Annotated in this window: 23 protein-coding genes and 1 pseudogene; 9 read left to right on the forward strand and 15 right to left on the reverse strand. The window is 41.1% G+C overall.

Annotated features, from left to right (window positions below):
- The first annotated feature begins 386 nt into the window (after window positions 1–386).
- Window positions 387–563 carry a hypothetical protein gene (locus V7K60_RS29460; RefSeq protein ID WP_334930936.1) on the forward strand — a complete coding sequence of 59 codons (177 nt, stop codon included), beginning with the start codon at window positions 387–389 and terminating at the stop codon, window positions 561–563.
- A 4-nt stretch (window positions 564–567) separates the two neighbouring features.
- Window positions 568–1,224: a glutathione S-transferase family protein gene (locus V7K60_RS29465; RefSeq protein WP_334930938.1), complete on the forward strand. Its 657-nt coding sequence runs from the start codon at window positions 568–570 to the stop codon at window positions 1,222–1,224.
- Between the two features lie 465 nt (window positions 1,225–1,689).
- On the opposite strand, the pseudogene V7K60_RS29470 reads toward V7K60_RS29465, so the two are convergent.
- Window positions 1,690–1,854 (reverse strand): annotated as a pseudogene (locus tag V7K60_RS29470) (late competence development ComFB family protein); the annotation flags it as partial.
- Window positions 1,855–1,935: 81 nt separating this feature from the next.
- On the opposite strand from V7K60_RS29470, the gene V7K60_RS29475 reads away from it, so the two are divergent.
- Both V7K60_RS29475 and cls read left to right on the forward strand, forming a co-directional pair.
- A complete protein-coding gene (locus V7K60_RS29475) occupies window positions 1,936–2,847 on the forward strand; it encodes an endonuclease/exonuclease/phosphatase family protein (protein ID WP_334930940.1) in 912 nt (303 codons plus the stop codon).
- 1 nt (window position 2,848) lies between these two features.
- Window positions 2,849–4,291: a cardiolipin synthase gene (cls, locus tag V7K60_RS29480; RefSeq protein WP_334930942.1), complete on the forward strand. Its 1,443-nt coding sequence runs from the start codon at window positions 2,849–2,851 to the stop codon at window positions 4,289–4,291.
- 61 nt (window positions 4,292–4,352) lie between these two features.
- Here the strand turns inward: cls and V7K60_RS29485 are convergent, their stop codons facing one another.
- The 4 genes from V7K60_RS29485 to purS form a co-directional block, all read right to left on the reverse strand.
- A complete protein-coding gene (locus tag V7K60_RS29485; protein ID WP_334930944.1) occupies window positions 4,353–4,907 on the reverse strand; it encodes a pyridoxamine 5'-phosphate oxidase family protein in 555 nt (184 codons plus the stop codon).
- Window positions 4,908–5,023: 116 nt separating this feature from the next.
- A complete protein-coding gene (locus V7K60_RS29490) occupies window positions 5,024–5,548 on the reverse strand; it encodes a DUF937 domain-containing protein (protein ID WP_334930946.1) in 525 nt (174 codons plus the stop codon).
- 305 nt (window positions 5,549–5,853) lie between these two features.
- Window positions 5,854–6,525, reverse strand: coding sequence for a phosphoribosylformylglycinamidine synthase subunit PurQ (gene purQ, locus V7K60_RS29495; protein WP_334930948.1), 672 nt, complete (start codon window positions 6,523–6,525; stop codon window positions 5,854–5,856).
- Between the two features lie 160 nt (window positions 6,526–6,685).
- Window positions 6,686–6,964, reverse strand: coding sequence for a phosphoribosylformylglycinamidine synthase subunit PurS (purS, locus tag V7K60_RS29500; RefSeq protein WP_322667807.1), 279 nt, complete (start codon window positions 6,962–6,964; stop codon window positions 6,686–6,688).
- Window positions 6,965–7,109: 145 nt separating this feature from the next.
- Between purS and V7K60_RS29505 the strand changes: the two genes are divergently transcribed.
- Together V7K60_RS29505 and V7K60_RS29510 are read left to right on the forward strand one after the other, a co-directional pair.
- Entirely contained in the window at window positions 7,110–7,514 is a 405-nt protein-coding gene (locus V7K60_RS29505) for a Fur family transcriptional regulator (protein WP_334930950.1), read from the forward strand.
- 196 nt (window positions 7,515–7,710) lie between these two features.
- Window positions 7,711–7,917 carry a type II toxin-antitoxin system Phd/YefM family antitoxin gene (locus V7K60_RS29510; RefSeq protein WP_334930953.1) on the forward strand — a complete coding sequence of 69 codons (207 nt, stop codon included), beginning with the start codon at window positions 7,711–7,713 and terminating at the stop codon, window positions 7,915–7,917.
- 103 nt (window positions 7,918–8,020) lie between these two features.
- Here V7K60_RS29510 and V7K60_RS29515 read toward each other — a convergent pair whose 3' ends face one another.
- The 3 genes from V7K60_RS29515 to V7K60_RS29525 all read right to left on the reverse strand — a co-directional run bounded on the left by V7K60_RS29515 (window position 8,021) and on the right by V7K60_RS29525 (window position 10,474).
- Window positions 8,021–8,590, reverse strand: a complete 570-nt coding sequence (locus tag V7K60_RS29515; RefSeq protein ID WP_334930955.1) for a Uma2 family endonuclease — start codon at window positions 8,588–8,590, stop codon at window positions 8,021–8,023.
- A 250-nt stretch (window positions 8,591–8,840) separates the two neighbouring features.
- Entirely contained in the window at window positions 8,841–9,848 is a 1,008-nt protein-coding gene (locus tag V7K60_RS29520) for an SPFH domain-containing protein (RefSeq protein WP_334930957.1), read from the reverse strand.
- Between the two features lie 191 nt (window positions 9,849–10,039).
- Window positions 10,040–10,474 (reverse strand): NfeD family protein, encoded by a 435-nt coding sequence (locus V7K60_RS29525; protein WP_334930959.1) that lies wholly within the window; start codon window positions 10,472–10,474, stop codon window positions 10,040–10,042.
- Between the two features lie 241 nt (window positions 10,475–10,715).
- Between V7K60_RS29525 and V7K60_RS29530 the strand changes: the two genes are divergently transcribed.
- Entirely contained in the window at window positions 10,716–12,698 is a 1,983-nt protein-coding gene (locus tag V7K60_RS29530; protein ID WP_334930961.1) for a protein phosphatase 2C domain-containing protein, read from the forward strand.
- A 422-nt stretch (window positions 12,699–13,120) separates the two neighbouring features.
- On the opposite strand, the gene V7K60_RS29535 is transcribed toward V7K60_RS29530, so the two are convergent.
- The 3 genes from V7K60_RS29535 to V7K60_RS29545 all read right to left on the reverse strand — a co-directional run bounded on the left by V7K60_RS29535 (window position 13,121) and on the right by V7K60_RS29545 (window position 14,898).
- A complete protein-coding gene (locus V7K60_RS29535) occupies window positions 13,121–13,624 on the reverse strand; it encodes a PEP-CTERM sorting domain-containing protein (RefSeq protein ID WP_334930963.1) in 504 nt (167 codons plus the stop codon).
- Between the two features lie 183 nt (window positions 13,625–13,807).
- On the reverse strand, window positions 13,808–13,948 hold the full coding sequence (locus tag V7K60_RS29540) for a hypothetical protein (RefSeq protein ID WP_334930964.1): 141 nt from the start codon (window positions 13,946–13,948) through the stop codon (window positions 13,808–13,810).
- Between the two features lie 11 nt (window positions 13,949–13,959).
- On the reverse strand, window positions 13,960–14,898 hold the full coding sequence (locus V7K60_RS29545) for a class I SAM-dependent methyltransferase (protein WP_334930966.1): 939 nt from the start codon (window positions 14,896–14,898) through the stop codon (window positions 13,960–13,962).
- 48 nt (window positions 14,899–14,946) lie between these two features.
- Here V7K60_RS29545 and V7K60_RS29550 point away from each other — a divergent pair, with 48 nt between their 5' ends.
- Window positions 14,947–15,087: a hypothetical protein gene (locus V7K60_RS29550; protein ID WP_334930968.1), complete on the forward strand. Its 141-nt coding sequence runs from the start codon at window positions 14,947–14,949 to the stop codon at window positions 15,085–15,087.
- 64 nt (window positions 15,088–15,151) lie between these two features.
- Here the strand turns inward: V7K60_RS29550 and V7K60_RS29555 are convergent, their stop codons facing one another.
- The gene (locus V7K60_RS29555) at window positions 15,152–15,526 is read right to left on the reverse strand and encodes a hypothetical protein (RefSeq protein WP_334930970.1); all 375 of its coding nucleotides are present in this window, start codon (window positions 15,524–15,526) and stop codon (window positions 15,152–15,154) included.
- Between the two features lie 128 nt (window positions 15,527–15,654).
- Between V7K60_RS29555 and V7K60_RS29560 the strand changes: the two genes are divergently transcribed.
- On the forward strand, window positions 15,655–15,843 hold the full coding sequence (locus tag V7K60_RS29560) for a hypothetical protein (protein ID WP_094353117.1): 189 nt from the start codon (window positions 15,655–15,657) through the stop codon (window positions 15,841–15,843).
- Between the two features lie 69 nt (window positions 15,844–15,912).
- Here V7K60_RS29560 and tmk read toward each other — a convergent pair whose 3' ends face one another.
- The 3 genes from tmk to V7K60_RS29575 all read right to left on the reverse strand — a co-directional run bounded on the left by tmk (window position 15,913) and on the right by V7K60_RS29575 (window position 18,813).
- The gene (gene tmk, locus V7K60_RS29565; protein WP_334930972.1) at window positions 15,913–16,572 is read right to left on the reverse strand and encodes a dTMP kinase; all 660 of its coding nucleotides are present in this window, start codon (window positions 16,570–16,572) and stop codon (window positions 15,913–15,915) included.
- A 113-nt stretch (window positions 16,573–16,685) separates the two neighbouring features.
- A complete protein-coding gene (locus V7K60_RS29570; RefSeq protein ID WP_334930974.1) occupies window positions 16,686–18,008 on the reverse strand; it encodes a lactate racemase domain-containing protein in 1,323 nt (440 codons plus the stop codon).
- Window positions 17,977–18,813, reverse strand: a complete 837-nt coding sequence (locus V7K60_RS29575; protein WP_334930976.1) for an SDR family oxidoreductase — start codon at window positions 18,811–18,813, stop codon at window positions 17,977–17,979. The genes V7K60_RS29570 and V7K60_RS29575 overlap by 32 nt, the downstream gene beginning before the upstream one ends.
- Window positions 18,814–18,871: the final 58 nt, after the last annotated feature.

The raw sequence follows: 18,871 nt of genomic DNA on the forward strand, positions 1-18,871 counted from the left end.
CTTTGGATTAGTCAAAGCCAGGCGTAAGCGCTATCGAGAGATTGACGCTTACACTCAACAAATTTGGGCTTTACCTTCTTAAGTTGACACCAATGGGCACTGCCGTGCCCCTACACCCCGCGATATAATATAATGTTGTACCGCATCTGAATGGGAACCGCTATAGTGATTTTTCATATTTATAAATCCCATTTATAGAACCTATGCAAGCCATGATTTGATTCCTAACTGAGATGTTGTTACTGTTTTATTTACTGAGCAACTTTCAGGAATAATTTTATGAACAATGACATTAGGTGTCTATCAACAGAAGATATAGAAATAAATTGTAGTCCGTCATTTCAGAAAAAAATCCACTCCAACTTTTGGAAATATCTGCATAGTATTTGGGAAAATTTGTTAAAAAACTCCTAGTATATCCTCATGAATTACAAGTTTGGCAAAAGGTTGACCGCCACGGTAATATCTATTGGCAAGCTTACGACCCGGCAACCAGAAAATCTTTTTCTTCAGGTTCCGAAACTGATGTGTGTATGTGGATTGAACAGCTTTATAGGTATTAAAAATATGACACAACTTACTTTGGTAATCGGCAACAAAAATTATTCATCTTGGTCGCTTCGTCCTTGGTTAGCGATGAAGCAATTTAGTTTGGAATTCAATGAGATTAGGATTCCTCTCTATAACAACCCAGATTATTCATTGAAAATTCGGCAATATTCGTCATCAGGAAAAGTACCTGTGTTATTGCACAATACACAAACAGTGTGGGATTCTCTCGCTATTTGTGAATATCTAGCGGAAACATTTCCAAATCTGCAATGGTGGCCAGAGGATAAGGCTGCGAGAGCATTAGCCCGTTCTATCAGTGCAGAAATGCATTCAGGATTTCAAAACTTGCGTCAGAATATGCCAATGAACTGCCGTGCTAAACATCCTGTTAAAGGTTTAACATCAGTTGTACAAGCAGACATTGACCGCATTATCACTATCTGGCAAGAATCGCGTCAGAAGTTTGGGGCTGGTGGCAGTTTTTTGTTTGGCAATTTCACGATTGCCGATGCGTTTTTTGCTCCAGTTGTCCTACGGTTTATCACCTATGATGTGCAATTAGATACTGTTTCTAGAAGTTATCTGGAGTCAGTTTTGGCACTTCCGGCAATGCAAGAGTGGATAAATGCAGCAAAGAATGAGACAGAAATTATTCCCCAATATGAGTTGTAGTGAAATAGTAAATAGCGAGAAGATGAAGGATAAAAATATTTTAATTCGAGATGCAAATAAAAAAGATATTCCTGCAATTATGGAATTGATTTATTTTAAGGCCGAATTTGACGAATAAACTAAAATTATGTCGTTTAGATGGTCAGATATTATAGTAGGGCAAACATTTTCTAGCTTCTCAAATTTTCACAATATCCGCGATCGCACCAAATCGTCAACGCGGTTATTGTCATTGTTAGCGTGGTGGACTTGAGTGGCTACTGCGTTGCCCTACGACTCAGGCGTGCCGCGTCTCCCGCTATCCCTCCTATCCTCTCCCTTGGCTCTTACATCTTAGTGTCAAGGAATAGTGCTCCTCACTACCGCCGCCACAATCGGTAATTCTGCTGAATCAAAACTTCCTGGAGTTGGGCCTGGTCGCCGTGGGCAGGGAGTTAGGGATGAACCACCAATATTATCATCCCCCAAGACCTCACCAGTCGATAGCGCACCCATCAGCCGATCCAGCGCCATATACTCTTCAATTGAGAGTTCCGAGGCATTATCACAGATTCTACCGACTTCTGCTTTCATTGCTGGTGTCAAATAACCATCCTGAAGAGCTTGTTCTACAATTTTTTCGATACTCATAACGTTGATTATCTTCATGTGTATAAGTTTTACTGTCAGGGGATCTAATTTTTAGGACCATTAGCTTCTAACTTTACAAACGTGTTATTCTTCTCTAACGACTATTTAATAGCGTTAGAGAAGAATAAATTTATTTTAATATTAGTAATGCCTAATATTCAAGAACACGTAAACACTCTAGTTACGAAATTTGTTCCGGGTTATAGATTTTTTCGTTTACAAGAACTCACAATTGATAAAACTAATTCACTGCAAACAGAAATTAATAGTAAATCCATTAAAGTTCTCAGTTGGAATATTGCTAAACAAAACTATAATAATACTTGGCTAAAAGATTTTTCAAAAATAATTGAGACTTATCAACCAAACTTCATATTTTTACAAGAATTTTCTTTAAAGTTAGAGACAGAAGAATGGGCAAAATGGTTGAAGATGAATTGGAGTTTTGCTCCTAATTTTGTAGATATTCATCATCAAACTTATTCAGGAATTTTTACAGCTTCGACAATTAACCCAATTAACAAAAAAGTAATAACTACTAAAAATTATGAACCAATTGTTAAAACTCCTAAAATTTCTTTAATTACTGAGTATCTGCTATCTGGACAAAATACAACTCTCCTGACAGTCAATACTCATCTGATAAATTTTGTAGATTTAAATAAATTTAAAATCCAACTAAACGAGTTAGAGCAAGCGTTATCTATACATCGGGGGCCACTAATATTTTCAGGAGATTTCAATACTTGGAGTAGAAAAAGAGCAGTTATTCTCAATCAAGTAACAACTCAATTGGGATTAACGCCTGTAATTTTCGCACCTGATGAGAAGGAGAAAATTAAACGCTTCTTGTTATCACCCCCTTTAGATCATATTTTTTATCGAGATATCAGTGTGAAGAAAGCCAGTGCTAAAGTGCTAGACCAAATTTGTTCATCCGATCATAAGCCATTACTGGCAGAATTTACTTATACCAATACTCAAAAAAATTAAAATGCTTGTAGATGCTGGTGTTCTAGCTATTTTTAGCACAGCTACAGTTGTTGTTCATGTCGTGGGAGTTATACATGCAGCCCATGCAGTGATGAATGTGCGTTCTTCCCAAGGGGCAATTGCCTGGAGCATTTCTCTAATTACCTTTCCTTGGCTAGCGATTCCGTTGTATTGGATTTTAGGAAGAACTAAATTTCATGGATATGCTGAAACACTGCGCTCAGTCTATGCACAACACTATAAGCTTATTCATTCGACTTATAGGGAACTGATTAAATTTCAGGTTGCGCCACCAGATAATCTAGCCCAGTTGCAGCCCTTAGCGGAGGCTTTTACAGAAATTTCTTTCACATTAGGCAATGCTGCCGAATTACTGATTAATGGTCAGCAAACCTATGAAGCGATGCTGAAAAAGATTGCATCGGCGACAAATTATATTTTGTTTCAATTCTATACTGTTAACGATGACCAATCGGGTAATGAGTTTAAAGAAGCGTTGATTGCTAAAGCCAAGCAAGGAATAAGCATCTATTTTCTCTACGATGAAATTGGTTCCAAGAAACTATCTCGCCCTTATATCGAGTCTCTACAACAGCATGGAATTGCAGTAAGTGCATTTAACACCACCCAAGGTCAGGGTAATCGGCTCCAATATAATTTTCGCAATCATCGGAAAATTTTGGTAGTGGATGGAGAAATCGCATTTGTAGGTGGACTGAATATTGGTGATGAATATTTAGGAAAAAACCCTCGCTTGAGTCCTTGGCGCGACACTCATATCATGCTTGAAGGCCCAAGTGTACAAAGTCTACAAAACTCTTTTGTACGAGATTGGTATTGGGCAACTCGAAAACTTATCGAAGTTAACTGGCAGGTAAAAATTAATCGGGAAATTAATCAAACTGTATTCATACTTCCTACAGGTCCAGCAGATTCGCTACCAGCTTGTAAGCTTTTTTTCGTCGAACTAATTAATCAAGCTCAAACTCACCTCTGGATTGCTAGTCCATACTTTGTGCCGGATGAGGCAACATTGTCAGCCTTAAAATTGGCAGCAATGCGAGGTGTCGATGTACGAATTCTCTTACCAAATCGACCCGATCATTTATTTGTTTATTTATGTTCCTTCTCTTACTACACCGAAATGGAAAGAATCGGTATCAAGTTGTATCGTTACAAAAATGGGTTTATGCATCAGAAAATTATAGTCATTGATGAGAATATAGCAGGGGTAGGAACTATTAACTTAGATAATCGCTCTTTTTCCCTAAATTTTGAAGTTATGGGTTTTGTTACCGAGTCTGGGTTTGTCCAAAGTGTGAAAAAGATGTTAGAGGATGATTTAGCTGTCTGTGTTGCTGTTGATCTTAATGAGTACGATAAAAAACCTTTTTGGTTTAAGTTAGCTGTGAGAGTCTCTCGATTGCTGACTCCTTTACTTTAATTACTAATAATTGCCTTTACATCTAAATATATAGATGAATAGAATAATCCATCAGGCAAAGTTAGGGTAATTTACTCAGTGGTGTTGCTAAACCGTCAATGCTGACGAAATTTTTCCGCTGTTGATATTCTCGAACTCCCTCTTCGCCTTTTTTACTAGCCCAGTTTACTAAAGTCTGGCGCTGACCTTGATATTCATAGAGTGGTACGCCAAAACCACAGGAAGTCTGGATTTTTTCAATGTCAGCGACGATAATTTGACGAGTTCCAGGTATCGGCAAAAATAGAGAATAGAGGGAGTTCCACTCTGGAGAACTCGGTAAAATCGTGGTTCCTTGACCGTAAAGACGCAAGATACACGCGGGTTCTTGAAAGGCACAAAACATGAAGCTTATCCGCCCATTTTCTTGCAAATGGGCTGATGTTTCGTTACCACTGCCTGTGAGGTCTACGTAACCTACTCGGTTGGGAGAGAAGATACGAAAGCAGTCCTGACCTTTAGGAGATAGGTTAACATGACCCGTAGGACTCAAAGGTGCAGAGCCAACAAAGAAAAGGTGTTGGGCAGCAATAAAGTCTTGCAGTTCCTCAGTAATACATTCAAAAAATTTAGACATAGACTGTCTGATTTATATTTGCAAATTTATTATGTTCTCAGCCTATGTCTTAGCTAAAAATCTAGCAAGGTATAATTACTGATGTCTGGTTTGTCAGAAACAAGTAGGAAAAAGTATTACTGTCTGATGTATCGACTAGCCATTTGGATCGCATCAGCGATATCGACATCACCATCACCATCAGCATCCAAGAAGGAATTTAGTACAGGATTTCCCCCACCTTGGGGATTTTGAGCATTAGCGCCTGATTGCAAAAACTTTAGCACTAAAGGTACTGCCAAAGGCAGCAATTGTTGAACGATACCAGCATCCAACCCAGTGCGCTCGGCAGCAACTTCAGCTACTTGCTGTTGTATCTGAGGAGAAAACAACGAATTGACGGCTTGGGGGTTGGGAGAAGTACCAGCATATTGACTGACTAAATTTTGTGTGGCTTCATTACCATCTGTGGCTTGTTTGTCTTGTAAAGCAGAACGCACTTGACCACCCACAATTGACAAAACTGATTGGATGGTAGAAGGATTTGCGCCTGTGCGATCGCTCAACTGTTGTACAGTATTAACAATGCTTCCTATTTCACCTAAGCTGCCCTGTTGATTGGGATTAGCGACGGCACCAAGAATTTGATCGAAAAGTCCCATAAGTTTGTTTCTCTCTTTGTTCTCAAAAACTTGCCAAAACTGGCTTGAAGTTTTTTGTGTACGCGGACTTTTGTAAGCCTAATAAAAGATTAGAACACGCTAGCTCTAAATTTTAACAGTTACTAGCTCAAGTATGAGAAATCGCTAGCCCCAAACCTGTACTAATGCATCGTGGTTTGGTTGTCAAAAATACTTCAAAGTTCAGGGTTCACATTAAAAAAATAAATCGCTGTCTGTAGAAGAATGTTCATCTATCTTTCAGACAGCGATCGCAAAACGCTCAACTTATTTGCCCAATATTTGCTCTACGCTAATGCCGCTACTTTCTCTAGTAAGCCTTGAAACAACTTCAAGCCATCACTACCCCCTAGCATTGCGTCTGATGCCCTTTCTGGGTGCGGCATCATTCCCAACACATTGCCCCGACGATCGCAAATCCCAGCAATATTGTTCAGTGAACCGTTGGGATTTTCGCCTTCATAACGAAACAAGACTTGCCTGTTATCTTCAATTTCTGCGAGAGTAACTGCATCGGCGTAGAATCTCCCCTCTCCGTGGGCAATGGGCAAAGTGATAACTTCACCAGTCGTATAAGCTTGCGTCCATAGATTAGTACGTTCAACTTTCAAGGCAACGCGATCGCAAATAAAATGTAAATCTCGATTTCTGGTCAACACCCCTGGCAAAAGTCCAGCTTCAGTTAATACCTGAAAACCATTGCAAATACCGAGGACAAACTTACCTTTTTGGGCGTGTTCCACAACCTGCTGCATCACAGGTGAAAAACGCGCGATCGCACCACAGCGCAGATAATCCCCGTAACTAAAGCCACCAGGTATGATCACGACATCCAAATCAGCAATATCTGTTTCTTGATGCCAAACCATGCGCGTTGGTTGCCCCAGTAAATCTCTGGTTACATAAGCAACATCGCGATCGCAATTAGAACCGGGAAAAACAACAACACCGAATTTCATGATTAGTTAGGGGAGTGGGGAGTGGGGGGGGAGGGGAGCAGGGGAGCAGGGGAGCAGGGGGGACAAGGGGGACAAGGGGGAATTATTGAACAAGTCTCTCCCTTGTCTCCCCCCTCTTCCTTGTCTACCTTGTCTCTTCTCAATGCCCTATACCCAATCCCTAAAATACCCCAGTTTGAGTTTCGACCTCAATTAATTCAAAGCGGTAATTTTCAATTACGGGATTTGATAACATTTGGTCACAAATGGTATCAAGGTCTTTACGAGCTTTCTTCTCATCAGTTGAGGTGATGGTGAGTTCAATGTACTTGCCAATCCGCACCTGGTCAACGTTATCGTATCCCAGTTGCTTAAGACCGGATTGTACAGCCACACCAGCGGGGTCTAAAACTGAAGGACGAAGGGTCACGAAAATTTTGGCTAGATACTTGGTTTGCACGGGCTTTTGCTGAATGCTGCGATCGCTATACTATAACTTTCTGTTCCAACTGAGTGAAAATAAGATTACGAAGCGGTTAAAGTTAATCGATCGATTAACTCATCTAACAGCTTCAAACTACAGTGGTATACTTAAATAATTATCTATGAGAGCCATACGCACCCGCAGTCAAGAGCGTATTTTCAACCTACTGAAAAATATCAAAAAAGGCATTTCTGCCCAAGATATTTACGTAGAACTACGTAATACAAATCAGAGCATGGGTTTAGCAACAGTTTACCGTTCTCTAGAAGCCTTAAAACTAGAAGGCATAGTACAAGTGCGAAATTTGGCTAACGGCGAAGCCCTCTATAGCCTAGCACAACAAGATAAACACCACCTTACTTGCTTGCAATGTGGTGTCTCAATTCCGATTAATCAATGCCCAGTTCATGACTTAGAAGACCAGTTAGAATCAAGCCATAAGTTTAAGGTTTTTTATCACACTTTAGAGTTTTTTGGGTTGTGCAATCAATGCCAAGTAAATCAAAGTACTAAGATTAGTCAATAGTCATATCAATTTTATATGGTGTTGCACTTTATTCTCCTACAAACTCAAGCCCGTAGCTACCAAAAACAAGCCTGCTTAGACGGGCTAATGATGTGAATTTCCATAAAGAAATGGTGTGAGCAGGAAATTTTCTTTGCTGTTTAAGCTTAACTACAGGAGTTATGGAGTGTTGAGAATTAGCGTTAAAGAAGCAGCTATGAATTTAAAATCTCTTTTAGAACGAGTAGCTAGGGGAGAAGAAGTAATTTTGCTAAAGCAAGATAAAGCTGTCGCTCGTTTAGTTCCTCCGCTACAAAAAGAAGAACGATTAGCAAGTATGAAACAATTTCGTGATTCTCTTGCGATTAAGGGTGAATCATTGAGTACAACTGTCATAAATGCACGTACAGAGGAACGTCGTTGATTTATTTAGATACAAGCGTTATCGCTCCTTTGTATTGGACAGAAGCCTTAAGCGATGCAGTTGAACAATTACTACTAAATCAATCAGCTTAAGGTTGCTTTATTCAAATAAAACTCAACCAACTAAATACATCTGCAACTGTTAATTGCCAATTTTCCAAAACACTCAAAACGGGTAAGATATCTTGTTGTTCTTTTAATTCTGGTAATTTATTGGGTTCAAAAATCATGATTGACTCATCAGCAGAATCAAGTAACCAACCAAGCTTTGCTCCATTTTGAATAGAAAATGTAATTTTGCGGATAACTCGGTTGGGTGATTGTTCTGGTGAGAGAATTTTGATTATCCAATCTGGGGGAATCTCAAATTTATTTGCAATACTACCTTTTGCATCCAGAGGAATTCTTTCCCATTCAAACACAGCAATATCTGGTACTATCGAAAGTCCGCTAAACGTGCAGCGTAGTTCAGTCAAGGCATAAGCTAATTTTTTGGGTTTTGCAACTTGATTTATGGCAGAAGCTAATTCAATTTGTAAAGTGCTATGTTTTCCTTGTGGCATAGGTTTTTGGTATATTTGCCCATTAAAATACTCGCTTGCGGGTTTTGTCTCTGGTAATTGTAAGAATTTTTCTACACTTAGTACTGTGGTTGGCTGAATAGATAACGTCATAATTTACAACTTATCAAAAATTGATTATTTTCTCTTGAGAAGAATGTAACAATTAGTGCGTAGGCGTAGCCCGTCTTAGACATCACATTCCTTTCACTAGCTATTGTAATTTTATCAAATAGGTTAGATGAAATATTAGGCGATCGCAATAATAGCGTTAATGAGCTGTTCTGGGTTAATTATCATTTGTCACTTGTCATTAGTCATTGAAAAGAGACAAGAAAGAAACTTGTCCTCCTTGTCCCCACTTTTAACTAGGGCGATTGTTTTCTAATCCTGGGATTTGTTTAGAAAACAATTCGTTAGAGTTAACCTGACCATCTGAAACGACAGAACGTATGCCTTCTAAAGCAGCAGGAATGGAACGCGGATCTATAAAAATCACCTTGCTGCTATCGCTTTTACCAATTGTCGCGCCCATATCCAAATAGCCCAAGGCAAACAGTACTTCCACTGCTTTATTGGCATTGGGGTTAGTGTGGAGCTTTTGAGCAATAATTTCTGATGACTCTGCGATCGCCTGGGCTTTTAGAACCTGCTGCTGACGTTCGGCTTGAGCTTTCAGAACGATCGCCTTTTGTTCAGCTTCCGCTTGCAAAATCACTGATTTTTGACGAGCTTCCGCATCTAAGATTTGCGCCTCAGCTTTACCTCTGGCGCTATTGACAGCAGCTTCGCGATCGCCTTCTGAAGTTAAAATTGCTGCCCGTTTGCGTCGTTCTGCCGACATTTGCAATTCCATCGATTCACGCACTGCTTGAGACGGAATAATATCTCGCAGTTCTACCCGTGTCACTTTCACACCCCAAGGATCGGTAGCAACGTCCAAATCTTGTAATAAAAGCTCACTGATATGGGAACGAGCAGTAAAGGTTTGATCCAACTCCAATTGTCCCATTTCGGCGCGAATTTGAGTCAGCACCATATTTACCATTGCCGACTGGAGATTTTCTACCTTGTACCAGGCTTTTTCCATATCCACAATGCGCCAATAAAACACTGCATCTACCTCAATGCCAACGTTGTCACGGGTAATGCACTGTTGAGGAGGAATATCTAAGACTTTTTCTTTGATAGTTTCTCGGTAGACAACTCTATCTACGAAAGGAACGACAAAGTTTAGTCCTGGTTCCAGTTTTTTGTTATAACTACCCAATCTTTCCACCAAAGCTTGATTGCCCTGATTGACGACTTTCACAGAACCTGCTACGGCAGAACCACCAAGAGCTAAAAATACTAGTAAAAAGAACTGTTCCATTGTGAATCTCCTAATTTTTCATAAACGGAAGGGGAGTTAAAAGTTTGGAGTGGGAGAGATGAGAAAGTAGAAATTAATTTCTTCCTTATGCCCTGAGCGTTCGCGTAGCGTCTCGTCGAGAAGCCGTACCCCTCCGGGGAAGCAAGCTACGCGTAGTGTCCCGCAGGGAAGGGATGCCCAATTCCCAATAACTAAGAATTCAACAGATTTTCCGGTATAACAATCAAAGTAGTACCTTCCCTCCTAACCACATAAACTCTTTGATGGGGTGGTATGGTAAATTTGTCATCGTCACATCTTGCTTGCCAAGAATTTCCCTCATACCGCACCCGCCCTGTTTTCCCAGGCAGAATTTCTGTTAAGGTTTCAGCTATAACTGCATCCCGAATTTTTGATTTGCGTTGTCTCGGTTGCAAAAACCGACGAGAAAGCACGATTAGTAGTGTGGAAACCAACAGCCAAACCACAATTTGCAACCATACACTTCCCATACCCACTCCAGACAGCAGCGCCACCACAAAAGCGCTAATTCCCATCATGAAGGCGACAAACGCCGATGGTAAGAACAGTTCTGTTAAACACAAAACTGCTCCTGCCAAAAGCCAGATTAAGGTAAAACTTGGCATAGCGCCATCCTAGTCTCTACATTATTGACGTAAATGCATTTCTACGATTAGATACAGCCAGACGTAAGTTATTTACAAAAAACAAAACTGGGTATTTCTACCAATAATTTTGCTTAATTTCAGTAACAAGGTGTAGCTAGCGGTACACAAGTCCAGTTTATTCTAGCCTTCAATTCATTGGCAGCTAAAGTTAATCGAAGTTCACGAGTTGATTGTTTTTTTAATTTATACTTTTATTTTTATGATTTCTACTCAACTGATAATTTTTTGTATAAATCCACGCTGTAATAGCCCCATTAATCCGATGGGAGATAACGTTTGTGCCAATTGCCAAACTCCTTTGGTTCACCGCTATCTGTGGGCAACTGGCTCATTGTCTGCTCAAATCCCACCAGGCACAAAGGTAGCAGATAGGTATGAGGTAATTAAACAACAGATTTGGCTGGATACTCAACCGGGACTGCCGCCAGATGTACCTGAAGAATTGCCAACGGAAGTAATTCCTTATTTACAATTATATCAAGAGCGGTTGCATCTGCCCCAGGCTTATGGGTTTGCTAGTAATTTTGAGGAAGATACAACTGATATCCTCTTATTGGAAAATGCGCCGATAGATAAGACAGGAAATATCTATCCAACTATTGTTGAGGTTTGGCAGGAAGCCACGGCAGTACGACAAGTTTATTGGCTGTGGCAAATTCTCCAACTTTGGACACCTCTAGCAGAATTGGGACTTAGCCGCAGTTTACTACTAGCAGATAACTTGAGAGTCGAAGGTTGGTGTATACAACTGTTGGAACTCTACCAAACACCAGATGATGAAAAGCTGAGTTTACAAAATCTGGGGGAGTGTTGGCAGTTTTGGGTAGTTTCTGCAAAGGCATCAGTAGCCAAAGGGTTACAAAACATTGTCCAGCAAATGTGTGAAACTGAGATTGAGTTAGAGGCGATTAATATTCAACTCAATAATTTATTACTAGCAGTTGCTGCTGAATTGCCATTAGTCTTGAAGGTGGCAGGCTCTACAGATATTGGCCCAATGATGGCGCAAAATGAAGATGCTTGCTATCCCAATAGTTTGAGTGATTTAGATGAACCTTTATTGCGCCACTTGTCGATTGTTTGCGATGGTATTGGCGGACACGAAGGCGGTGAGGTTGCGAGTCAGTTGGCAGTACAGTCTGTAAAGTTGCAAATTCGCGCTTTACTAACTGAGGTGACAGAACAAACTGCACTTTTTCCACCTGAGTTGTTGCAGGAACAATTAGAAGCAAGCTTACGGGTAGTAAATAATCTAATTTGTGCCCGCAATAACGAACAAAAACGCCAAGGCAAAGAACGCATGGCTACAACTATTGTTATGGCCTTGCAAGTTTCACAACGAGTCCAGACAAGTACTGGGTGGCAATCAAATAATACCCATGAGCTTTACTTGGCTAATGTTGGCGATAGCCGTGCCTATTGGATTACTCGCAATTATTGCCAGCTACTGACAGTAGATGACGATGTGGCAACACGAGAAGTACGCTTGGCTAAAAGCTTGTATCGAAAGGCACTTTTTAGACCAGATGCGAGTGCCTTAACTCAAGCATTGGGGACAAGAGATTCAGAATCTTTGCGTCTTAAGGTTCAGCGATTTATTCTGGAAGAAGATGGCATCTTGCTACTGTGTTCTGATGGTTTAAGTGATAATAACTGGGTGGAACAATCTTGGCAGGATTATGCAATACCCGTGTTAATAGGGCAAATGACAGTTGAAGATGCTGTCGGCAACTGGATTAACTTGGCAAATGAAAAAAATGGGTATGATAACACATCGGTTGTTCTGACTTATTGCCGTGTCTCTCCAGAATACTTAGTACCTGTGACTCCGGCGTTGCCAGAAGAGATTATAGAAGCAGAAATACAGGAAGAAGAACAAGAGGAACTAGAGGAACTAGAAGAACCAACTTCTTTTACAGAAAGTTCGCAAGCTCTGCTAGATTTGGATCTAGATTTGGATCTTTCAGAAGAACCACCTCTCAACCCAGAAATTCCACCAACCTTAATTACAAAACCGAAGTGGGGTAAACGTTTGGTAATGCTGGGGGGAGTTTTGGCGTTGCTTGTGGGGGGTACAAGTCTGGGATTATTTGCTTGGTGGCAAATTAATCCTCAAGGATTACAGCAAATGTGTCGGCAACTTCCCCAAAAAGTGCAGTCAGTGTGTCCGACTGGGAAATAGGTTATCCCGAAATGTTCTAATGTTGATGAGGAATATTCCAGTATTGATAAGGAATATTGTAATGTTGATGAGAAATATTACAACATTCTTTATGGATGTCGTAATGTTGATGAGGAATATTGCAGCATTGATAAGGAATATTACAATGTTTGGGAGAAACATTGCAATGTTGATGAGGAATATCGCAATGTTTGGGAGAAATGTTGCAATCTTGACAAGAACAACTTGTACATTCAGAGTGACGGAGAAGAAAGTGGCGATCGCTAGTCAGTCATATAAGGCAAGCAATCGCACCACAGATAACTCTACATCACATCTTGGCAATAAAAGAGTGAAAGTATAATAAGAAGAATGCAACGTTTTTTATCGTTAGGACTTACGCAAAGGTAACGAGCTTTTTAATTGTCACGAATGCTTTTAAGTTAAAATCTTTTCTTGATTAACATTGCACATAAAACGACCAAACTTCCAACAATGGTGCTAGGTTCTGGAACAGGCTGCACACTTACTAGCTCAAAGACTGGCGCTGACTCAGTTGTATCACTAATTGTTCTTACAAAAGCACCTATGCCAACAGAACCAGTTTTACCATTAGTAGACCAAAAGGTTGTTGCTTCACTTGTAAAACCCGAAATTAAGCGAACTTGCTCTGTGGAAAATTGCCAGGTATCTACATCTTTAAAATCCAATCTAGGTACTTCTTCATTTCCTGACCAAGCTAATGAAAAATCTGTAATCTCAGTTTCGGAAATAATCTTGTTACCATCTAAATCTTCTCCTGAAAAGCTCCCAGTTACTATTCCACCTTGTGACCAACCACCTTGAGTAAAATTAAAACTGACAGCACCCGCGCTTCCTTGACTCAAAATATTGAATACAGCAATGATTGTGGCAACTGCTAAAGTTTTTTTCAATTGGTAAGCCATAAAACCTTTTTTCTAATTGATAAGACTTTTGCAAAACTTTGCTAAAGGAATATTTGGCAACACAGATGAGACTCACGAAGATTTAAAAACGATATTAAAAGAAAACTTTCATACTTATGATATCCATATTGTAGTAGATTATGTAGCTTTTTTGTGGGTCGGAAGTAAATCAAATCCTTGGCTTTAAGCACAACTGAACAACCTTAACCCTTGGCTGATATCTGGTGCGATCGCTCCTGTGCTTTTCTCTTTTCTTAGCTGCGCGATCGCTTGAAAGCTGCCATTCATACGATTATCAAAAGGCAGAGTTGTCTTTGCATTCACTCATCTCCCTCTTACAAGGCTTTGGGTTTGACGAACTTGAGAGTCATGCGATCGCTCTCCCCAATGGTGAGGAAGCGTTGCCTGTCTTTTTCACCTTGGCTCAAGGTTGGAGGTAGTGTCCAAACTCCGCCCGGATAGTCTTTAGTATCTTTTGGGTTGGCGTTAATCTCTGATTTGCCCACCAATTTGAAGCCAGCTTTCTCTACAGCAACAATTACCCCATCTTCAGACATATAGCCTGTTTTAATACTCTCTTGTAAAGAAATCCCCTTAAGTCCGCGGTGTTCTTCCACCCCTAAGATGCCCCCTGGCTTGAGTGCTTTGTAAGCCGCTGCATAAACCTGCTCAGCATAGCCAGCTTTCACCCAGTTGTGAATATTGCGGAAGGTAACAACCATATCCACAGAGTTTTCTGGGGCTAAGGTAAGTTCATTTGGGGGATTAATTTGGGCTACTTTGACTTTACCAAAAACCTTTGGATTAGCTGCCAGTTTCTCTTGTAAAGCCAGAGCGGGTTTACTTGTGCTAGAAGCCAAGTTAGTAACTGTGAGTTGTCCCTTGGGTGCTAGAAATGGGGCTAATATCTCAGTATACCAGCCACTTCCTGGCCACAATTCAACCACCATCATATTTGGGTGCACACCGAAGAATTCGAGAGTCTGGGCTGGGTGGCGGTACTTGTCTCGAAAGCGATTTTGCTCTGAGCGATGACTGCTGGTGAGTATGGTTTGGAGTGTGGTTGTGCCATTGAATGTCGCTTTTTCGCTCTCGTTAGCTAGAACATTGGGAGATATCACAGATGCCAATACAAGAAAAGCTAAAGTCAGGGCTTTCAGCAAGCCTTGGCGGGGGATGAGATTTTGTGCAAATTTCATAGCTGTTATTTTCATTTTCCCCTTCAGCATAAAGGTTAATAGCGCTGCGATCGCACACCAACTCACTACAACCACAAATCAACTTTATCAATTGACACTAGTTATCAACGAAGCCAAATAGCGATGTCTACAATGGTCACTGAGCGGCTGGTGAGCATCTCGGCTTCGCTCGATGGAGCCGGAGTCGAACCTGCCGTTCGTGCAGCGTCTCGTAGAGAAGTGCGGGCTACGCTTACGCCAAAAGCCACATCCTTGAATAAATAACCGCTTCAATAGTCCTTAGCAACCTAAAGCTAGGGACTAACTACTTTCGCTTTGTAAACTGAATTTACTGATTTAGCAGTCTGATAGCCATCTCAAGGTGCATTTTAGCTTTGTGCTTTAGTAAACTCTCTTGGTCGTATCGGTCAGGGTAGCTCATAGCCTTGCGCTCTAAAGTTATCCGAATTAGTGCTGCTTGTTCATCAGTGGGGGAGTTCATCTCATCTACGACCCCTTTGAGGAATTGAATAACACTAAAGCCTGGTGATTTTAACCCTCTTCCTTGCCTTAATTGAGAGAGTACTATCTGTGGGAATGCCATCAAGGTAACAATCCAACTAGTCTTGTACCCTCCATTCCCAGTAGGCTTTAATCCGTAACGCCTACACAAGTCTCTCAACTCAGCAGTGGTTTTGATTTCGAGTTCTGACCTTGTGAACATAAAATAGAATTACCCATTTGTAAAAGTGGTATCGGTGGTGAACTGTTTGCAAGACTGGTAGCACCACCGATCTAAAACTTTATCTATATGTTCACGTATCGTTCAAGCTATATTTACATCTCTCAACAATGCCTAACCCTAAAGGTAATCCAGAAAATTTAAAACCACTTAAATCTGATAGAGAAGAACCGCTAACACAAAATCTTAATTTTCGTGTCACCGAAAAAATGAAGGAAGAGGTAAAGGCACAAGACGACCCTCCTGAATTCTGTAGAGAAGCTATTCAAAAAGCACTGGATGAGAAAAAAGGGAAGTAATGAAAAGTTGTTGCACTAAACTCCAACAACTTTTCTAAATTCATTAAAAACTTTTAGGCTTATTTTTTCTTACCTCGCCAAGTGCAGATGTACGCGCAAAATTCCTTGAATTACCTGTTGTACAGCTTCTTTACTCAAGCTGCCATCTACTTGAACAATTCGTGAGGGATGGGAGGCGGCTATTTGTGTGTATCCTTGTTGAACGCGCCGATGAAAAGCGATTGTCTCCTGTTCAATGCGGTCTAGTCCTACTTGGTCTGAGAGTTTGCGGGACAGTCCGACTTCGACATCGACATCTAGCCAAATAGTTAGATCGCTTTCTAAACCACCAGTAGCAATATTATTAAGCTGATTGATTAAACTCATGTTCAGACCGCGACCATATCCTTGGTAGGCAATGGTAGAGTCAGTGTAGCGATCGCATAAAATATATTTCCCAGCTGCGAGATTTGGTTTAAGTTCTTGTTCAACGTGTTGCGCTCTGTCAGCAGCATACAACAAAAGTTCTGTCACTTCTGCAACTGGCTCTCCCTGAGCAAAGCCGAAGGGTTTATCTTCTGACTTTTCTAGTAGCAAGCGGCGAAGATGTACACCTAACTCTGTTCCTCCTGGTTCACGAGTTACTAGCACAGAAACACCTAGACTTTCCAACCACTCAGAACAAAGCTGCATTTGGCTGGTTTTGCCACAGCCTTCCACCCCTTCAAATACAATTAATTTCCCACCCATGCTTTTTTGTTTGCTGCAATAAACTGGTTCGCTGACGTTTGATCCAGAATAGCGCGAAGTCTAAAATCTTAAACTGCAATTGCGTAGGCGTAGCCCATCGTAGATATCGCCGTCTATGATTTAGTTACCTGAAAATTACTGTAACTTAGACGGTATAGTATCTCGCCAGCCTTGGGTACAAGCAAGATGCCTTCATCTTCTCGGTTAGCCCATTCAGTGGGTCGAATGGTCGCCGGATTGCGATAGTTCAAGTTATGAGCAGCACAGCGTTCAGCAGAAATGCCAGTAGCTAAAGTAACACGAATTCGCGCTTGTTCTCCTTTTATCGGATCAAAAGTACCCATCCCTTTTAAGTGAGTACTATGGGCTAGCACTCCAGCAGGATACTCTTGGAATTTATGCCACTGTTTGAGAAAGTAATCCCGTACATGATAGCCAACTTGGGATAAGATTTCGCCGTGTGTATAGCTAAACTCAGTAATGTGAGGAGCATATATAATTACCTCGCCTCCGTCGGCCACTACTGGCTCTAACTTGTACATGCCTTTAGCTGCTGTCCAAATGTCATCATACATTTGGGGCATGACTGAAAGCACTTGTTTAAAAGGCCGATCTACATATTTAATATGCAGTTTAGCTGATAATTGTGCAGCAGCTTCCCAGGCTGACTCTGGTTGATCTATATAAAGTCCAGCTAGCTGATTTGTTTTTGGTGCGACCACCATCGCCAAACAAAGCTTTGGGGTAGAAATCAGGCTAGCAGCTCGGTTAATCAAACGCCGGACTGGTGTAATTCCCAGCGTACCAATAATTTCGTAACAAGTAATTAAAGCACCTAACCAGTGGGAGAGATTAATTACTTCTTGACCACCAATACCAGGAAAAAAATATTTATTTCCACCAGAGAAACCGACAACTTCGTGGGGAAAAACTGGGCCGCAAATCACGATCAAATCGTATTCTGTTACAAGCTTATTAATACGCACATCAACTGACTGATGTAGCATTTCCCCGCTAATCTCTGCTATCTCGTCTGCCGAAATTACTCCACAAGAGATAAAGGTATCTGGCTCGTTCCAAAGGTGGTTAAAGATGCGAATTTTTTGAAAAGTTGTCTCTCGCTCCTTTGCTGTTACTCCTACCAAGTGATTGATTTGTTCTTCACTCATAGGATTATGTGTACCCAGAGCAATTAAAAAATCCAGAGCCGCTACTCTTTGACTCAACTCCTGATGAAGCAATCGAAACATTTGAGGGATGGGAGCAGTGCGGGTACTATCTGGAATTAACACCAAGATGCGCTGTCCATCCAACTTCGGGTCTGCTAAAGCTTGATGAACTAGCTGGGAAACTTGCTCATCTAAAAGTGTCCCGTTATTGACAGCCAGTGAATACATGACATTATTAAACTCCACTGTAAATACTAAATCCACCATCTATCGGCACAACTACCCCGTTAACAAAACTAGAACCAGAACTACATAACCAGATTAAGGTGCTGAGTAATTCATCTGGTTTTCCGAAACGTCTGGCGGGGGTATGGTCAATAATTTTTTGCCCACGTTCGGTCAAACTGCCATCAGAATTTAAGAGTAAATCTCGATTTTGTTCACCAATAAAAAAACCTGGTGCGATCGCATTTACTCGCATTCCATCACCATACTTTTGGGCGAGTTCTACAGCTAGCCAGCGAGTAAAGTTATCTATCCCTGCTTTTGCAGCTGAGTAGCCAACCACACGGCTAATCGCTCGAATGGCAGACATAGAAGAAATATTCACAATGCAACCGTGAGGCTGACTTCTTTCCACCATTGCTTGACCAAAAACCTGACAAGGTAGTAGAGTGCCAACTAAATTGAGGCTAACTACTTCCTCAAAAGCAACGCGAGGCATATCAAAAATAGTCGCATCAGGAGTAATTGTAGCAGCAGCAATATTACCGCCAGCCATATTTACCAGGATATCTATCTCACCCCAACGCTGTATAATAACATCCCTAGCGATTTCTAATTGGGAGCGATCGCTAACATCTGCTACCACAGCGATACTTTCTCCACTGTTAGCAGTAATCTCAGCCACCACCGCCCCCGCCCTGACTTCATTGCGACCCAAAACGACCACTCGCGCTCCAGCCAGAGCCAAACCCTTTGCCATAGCCCCACCAAGCACACCAGAACCACCCGTAACTACTGCTACCCGCTCCTTCAAGCTAAAAAGTTTACTTAAAATCAACTCTGCCATCAACCATTTCCCCTCTCTGCGTACCTCTGCACTTCCCTTCACGCTCCTTTGCGTTTAA

The organism is Nostoc sp., from assembly GCF_036917555.1.
Classification (GTDB): domain Bacteria; phylum Cyanobacteriota; class Cyanobacteriia; order Cyanobacteriales; family Nostocaceae; genus Nostoc.